Origin of the sequence: Gilliamella sp. Fer4-1 (assembly GCF_001690515.1) — a bacterium.
GTDB classification, from domain to species: Bacteria; Pseudomonadota; Gammaproteobacteria; order Enterobacterales; family Orbaceae; genus Gilliamella; species Gilliamella apicola_C.
In genome coordinates this window covers 1-5,008 of sequence record NZ_LZGZ01000099.1, presented here as the reverse complement: position 1 = coordinate 5,008, position 5,008 = coordinate 1, and the positions used below count along the sequence as shown (strand labels likewise).

Sequence of the window (5,008 nt, the reverse complement as noted above, 5' to 3'; positions counted from 1 at the left end):
CAACAATTGACGTTAATTACAGAAGAAGCACCGGCTAACTCCGTGCCAGCAGCCGCGGTAATACGGAGGGTGCGAGCGTTAATCGGAATGACTGGGCGTAAAGGGCATGTAGGCGGATAATTAAGTTAGGTGTGAAAGCCCTGGGCTCAACCTAGGAATTGCACTTAAAACTGGTTAACTAGAGTATTGTAGAGGAAGGTAGAATTCCACGTGTAGCGGTGAAATGCGTAGAGATGTGGAGGAATACCGGTGGCGAAGGCGGCCTTCTGGACAGATACTGACGCTGAGATGCGAAAGCGTGGGGAGCAAACAGGATTAGATACCCTGGTAGTCCACGCTGTAAACGATGTCGATTTGGAGTTTGTTGCCTAGAGTGATGGGCTCCGAAGCTAACGCGATAAATCGACCGCCTGGGGAGTACGGCCGCAAGGTTAAAACTCAAATGAATTGACGGGGGCCCGCACAAGCGGTGGAGCATGTGGTTTAATTCGATGCAACGCGAAGAACCTTACCTGGTCTTGACATCCACAGAATCCTGTAGAGATATGGGAGTGCCTTCGGGAACTGTGAGACAGGTGCTGCATGGCTGTCGTCAGCTCGTGTTGTGAAATGTTGGGTTAAGTCCCGCAACGAGCGCAACCCTTATCCTTTGTTGCCATCGGTTTGGCCGGGAACTCAAAGGAGACTGCCGTTGATAAAGCGGAGGAAGGTGGGGACGACGTCAAGTCATCATGGCCCTTACGACCAGGGCTACACACGTGCTACAATGGCGTATACAAAGGGAGGCGACCTCGCGAGAGCAAGCGGACCTCATAAAGTACGTCTAAGTCCGGATTGGAGTCTGCAACTCGACTCCATGAAGTCGGAATCGCTAGTAATCGTGAATCAGAATGTCACGGTGAATACGTTCCCGGGCCTTGTACACACCGCCCGTCACACCATGGGAGTGGGTTGCACCAGAAGTAGATAGCTTAACCTTCGGGAGGGCGTTTACCACGGTGTGGTTCATGACTGGGGTGAAGTCGTAACAAGGTAACCGTAGGGGAACCTGCGGTTGGATCACCTCCTTACGAAGAGCTCGTAAGTGTTCACACAGATTGTTTGTTTAGAAGAAAGAGTCACTTTATTGGGTCTGTAGCTCAGGTGGTTAGAGCGCACCCCTGATAAGGGTGAGGTCGGTGGTTCAAGTCCACTCAGACCCACCAATTCTACTTGTTAAGCTGATTTTAGCTTGATTGGTTGATGAAGTGAGACAATGGGGCTATAGCTCAGCTGGGAGAGCGCCTGCCTTGCACGCAGGAGGCCAGCGGTTCGATCCCGCTTAGCTCCACCATTAAAGATATCTCTATTATTCGATGATGAAAAAATTATGTTTGTATTTACTTGAGTTAAAAGATGAGTGAATAGAAAGATAAAGCTCTTTAATAATTAGGAACAAGCTGAAAGAAACGAGTTCTCGTTTTTACGGAAAGTTTTTATTTTTGGTTTAATGATATATTTGATAAATATTGAGTTAAGCTGATTAAATTAAAAGTATTGAAGTAAAAAAGAGAAAAAAGCGTAAATTGAAAACCAAGACAACTGTGAGTTGTAAGGTTAAGAAATTAAGCGTACACGGTGGATGCCTAGGCAATCAGAGGCGAAGAAGGACGTGTTAATCTGCGAAAAGCGACGGTGAGCCGATAAAAGGCGCTATAGCCGTTGATGTCCGAATGGGGAAACCCAGTGTAGGTGACTACACTATCATCTGATGAATACATAGTCAGATGAGGCGAACCGGGAGAACTGAAACATCTAAGTACCCCGAGGAAAAGAAATCAACCGAGATTCCCTAAGTAGCGGCGAGCGAAAGGGGAGGAGCCCAAGCGGGTAGCATGATGTATTAGTGGAAGCGTCTGGAAAGTCGCACGATAGAGGGTGAAAGTCCCGTACATGAAAATGCATGATGTGGAAGCTTATAGAGTAGGGCGGGACACGTGATATCCTGTCTGAAGAAGGGGGGACCATCCTCCAAGGCTAAATACTCCTGATTGACCGATAGTGAACCAGTACCGTGAGGGAAAGGCGAAAAGAACCCCGGGAGGGGAGTGAAATAGATCCTGAAACCGTGTACGTACAATCAGTGGGAGCTGTTACCGTTGGGTAATAGTGACTGCGTACCTTTTGTATAATGGGTCAGCGACTTATATTCTGTAGCGAGGTTAACCGAATAGGGGAGCCGAAGGGAAACCGAGTATTAACTGTGCGTTAAGTTGCAGGGTATAGACCCGAAACCCGGTGATCTAGCCATGGGCAGGTTGAAGGTTGGTTAACACTAACTGGAGGACCGAACCGACTAATGTTGAAAAATTAGCGGATGACCTGTGGCTGGGGGTGAAAGGCCAATCAAACCGGGAGATAGCTGGTTCTCCCCGAAAGCTATTTAGGTAGCGCCTCATGAGTAACTGTTGGGGGTAGAGCACTGTTTCGGCTAGGGGGCCATCCCGGCTTACCAACCCGATGCAAACTCCGAATACTGACAAGTTTAATCATGGGAGACACACGGCGGGTGCTAACGTTCGTCGTGAAGAGGGAAACAACCCAGACCGCCAGCTAAGGTCCCAAAGTCATAGTTAAGTGGGAAACGAAGTGGGAAGGCTTAGACAGCTAGGATGTTGGCTTAGAAGCAGCCATCATTTAAAGAAAGCGTAATAGCTCACTAGTCGAGTCGGCCTGCGCGGAAGATGTAACGGGGCTAAAACTATGCACCGAAGCTGCGGCAGTGCACGCAAGTGTATTGGGTAGGGGAGCGTTCTGTAAGCCGTAGAAGGTGTGTTGTGAGGCATGCTGGAGGTATCAGAAGTGCGAATGCTGACATAAGTAACGATAAAGCGGGTGAAAAGCCCGCTCGCCGGAAGACCAAGGGTTCCTGTCCAACGTTAATCGGGGCAGGGTGAGTCGACCCCTAAGGAGAGGCCGAAGGGCGTATCTGATGGGAAACGGGTTAATATTCCCGTACTGGTTATAACTGCGATGGGGGGACGAAGAAGGCTAGGTTTACCACCTATTGGATGGTGGGTTAAGCATGTAGGCGTGTGATTAGGCAAATCCGGTCACTGAGACGCTGAGGTGTGATGACGATGCACTAAGGTGCAGAAGTAATTGATGCCCTGCTTCCAGGAAAATCCTCTAAGCTTCAGGTTATAATCAATCGTACCCGAAACCGACACAGGTGGTCAGGTAGAGAATACTCAGGCGCTTGAGAGAACTCGGGTGAAGGAACTAGGCAAAATGGTGCCGTAACTTCGGGAGAAGGCACGCTGATGTTAATTGAAGTCCCATGCGGATGGAGGTGAAATCAGTCGAAGATACCAGCTGGCTGCAACTGTTTAATAAAAACACAGCACTGTGCAAACACGAAAGTGGACGTATACGGTGTGACGCCTGCCCGGTGCTGGAAGGTTAATTGATGGGGTTATGCTTATGCAGAAGCTCTTGATCGAAGCCCCAGTAAACGGCGGCCGTAACTATAACGGTCCTAAGGTAGCGAAATTCCTTGTCGGGTAAGTTCCGACCTGCACGAATGGCGTAATGATGGCCAGGCTGTCTCCACCCGAGACTCAGTGAAATTGAAATTGCCGTGAAGATGCGGTGTACCCGTGGCAAGACGGAAAGACCCCGTGAACCTTTACTATAGCTTGACAGTGAACATTGAGCCTTAATGTGTAGGATAGGTGGGAGACAAAGAAGTGTGTACGCCAGTATGCATGGAGTCGCCCTTGAAATACCACCCTTTAATGTTTGATGTTCTAACCTATACTTCTGAATCGAGGTAAGGGACACTGTCTGGTGGGTAGTTTGACTGGGGCGGTCTCCTCCCAAAGAGTAACGGAGGAGCACGAAGGTTAGCTAATCCTGGTCGGACATCAGGAGGTTAGTGCAATGGCAAAAGCTAGCTTGACTGCGAGAGTGACGGCTCGAGCAGGTACGAAAGTAGGTCATAGTGATCCGGTGGTTCTGAATGGAAGGGCCATCGCTCAACGGATAAAAGGTACTCCGGGGATAACAGGCTGATACCGCCCAAGAGTTCATATCGACGGCGGTGTTTGGCACCTCGATGTCGGCTCATCACATCCTGGGGCTGAAGTAGGTCCCAAGGGTACGGCTGTTCGCCGTTTAAAGTGGTACGCGAGCTGGGTTTAGAACGTCGTGAGACAGTTCGGTCCCTATCTGCCATGGGCGTAGGAAAATTGAGAGGGTTTGCTTCTAGTACGAGAGGACCGAAGTGAACGCACCGCTGGTGTTCGGGTTGTGATGCCAATTGCATTGCCCGGTAGCTACGTGCGGAATAGATAAGTGCTGAAAGCATCTAAGTACGAAACTAGCCTTGAGATGAGTTTTCCCTGAAGAGATTCAGTAAGGTCCGTTTGAGACTAAGACGTAGATAGGTCAGGTGTGTAAGTGTAGTGATACATTGAGCTAACTGATACTAATGAACCGAGAGTCTTAACCTTACAACTCGGAGTTGTTTTGGAGTTACGCGATTGGATGATTGAAGTTGATATTTTTAGAGAGATTGACTTTAAATTGTTTAATAAATGATAGAGCAGTTTGTTCTGGATTGAGCAATTGCTGTGGATATGAGATAATACACGGTAATTGAGAGAAGAGAAGACAGGATATGTCTGGCGGTAATAGCGCGGTGGTCCCACCTGACCCCATGCCGAACTCAGAAGTGAAACGCCGTAGTGCCGATGGTAGTGTGGGTATTACCCATGTGAGAGTAGGGTGCCGCCAGACTTTTAAATTTAGTGAAGCCCAGCAGTGATGCTGGGCTTTTTTACGTTTGGTATTTTATTTAATGGAGCTCTGATTTGTATAATAATATCTAGAGCGGATAGCCCGAAGAATAACGGATTGAAGATGATAAGTTGATGTTGGAATGAAATGAGTTCACTAATAGCCTTTAATAAACCGTTTAATGTTGTGACACAATTTTCGGTGCATGGAAAATATCAAACATTAAAAG

General features: G+C 48.3%; 2 tRNA genes and 3 rRNA genes. All 5 read left to right on the top strand.

The features are described from left to right. A 16S ribosomal RNA gene (locus tag A9G30_RS03710) occupies positions 1–1,070 on the top strand; the annotation flags it as partial. A gap of 58 nt (positions 1,071–1,128) precedes the next feature. Continuing rightward, positions 1,129–1,205 (top strand) — tRNA-Ile (locus A9G30_RS03705). A 52-nt stretch (positions 1,206–1,257) separates the two neighbouring features. After that, positions 1,258–1,333: transfer RNA gene (locus tag A9G30_RS03700), tRNA-Ala, on the top strand. A gap of 261 nt (positions 1,334–1,594) precedes the next feature. After that, positions 1,595–4,493 (top strand): 23S ribosomal RNA (locus A9G30_RS03695). A 170-nt stretch (positions 4,494–4,663) separates the two neighbouring features. Beyond that, a 5S ribosomal RNA gene (rrf, locus tag A9G30_RS03690) occupies positions 4,664–4,779 on the top strand. Positions 4,780–5,008: the final 229 nt, after the last annotated feature.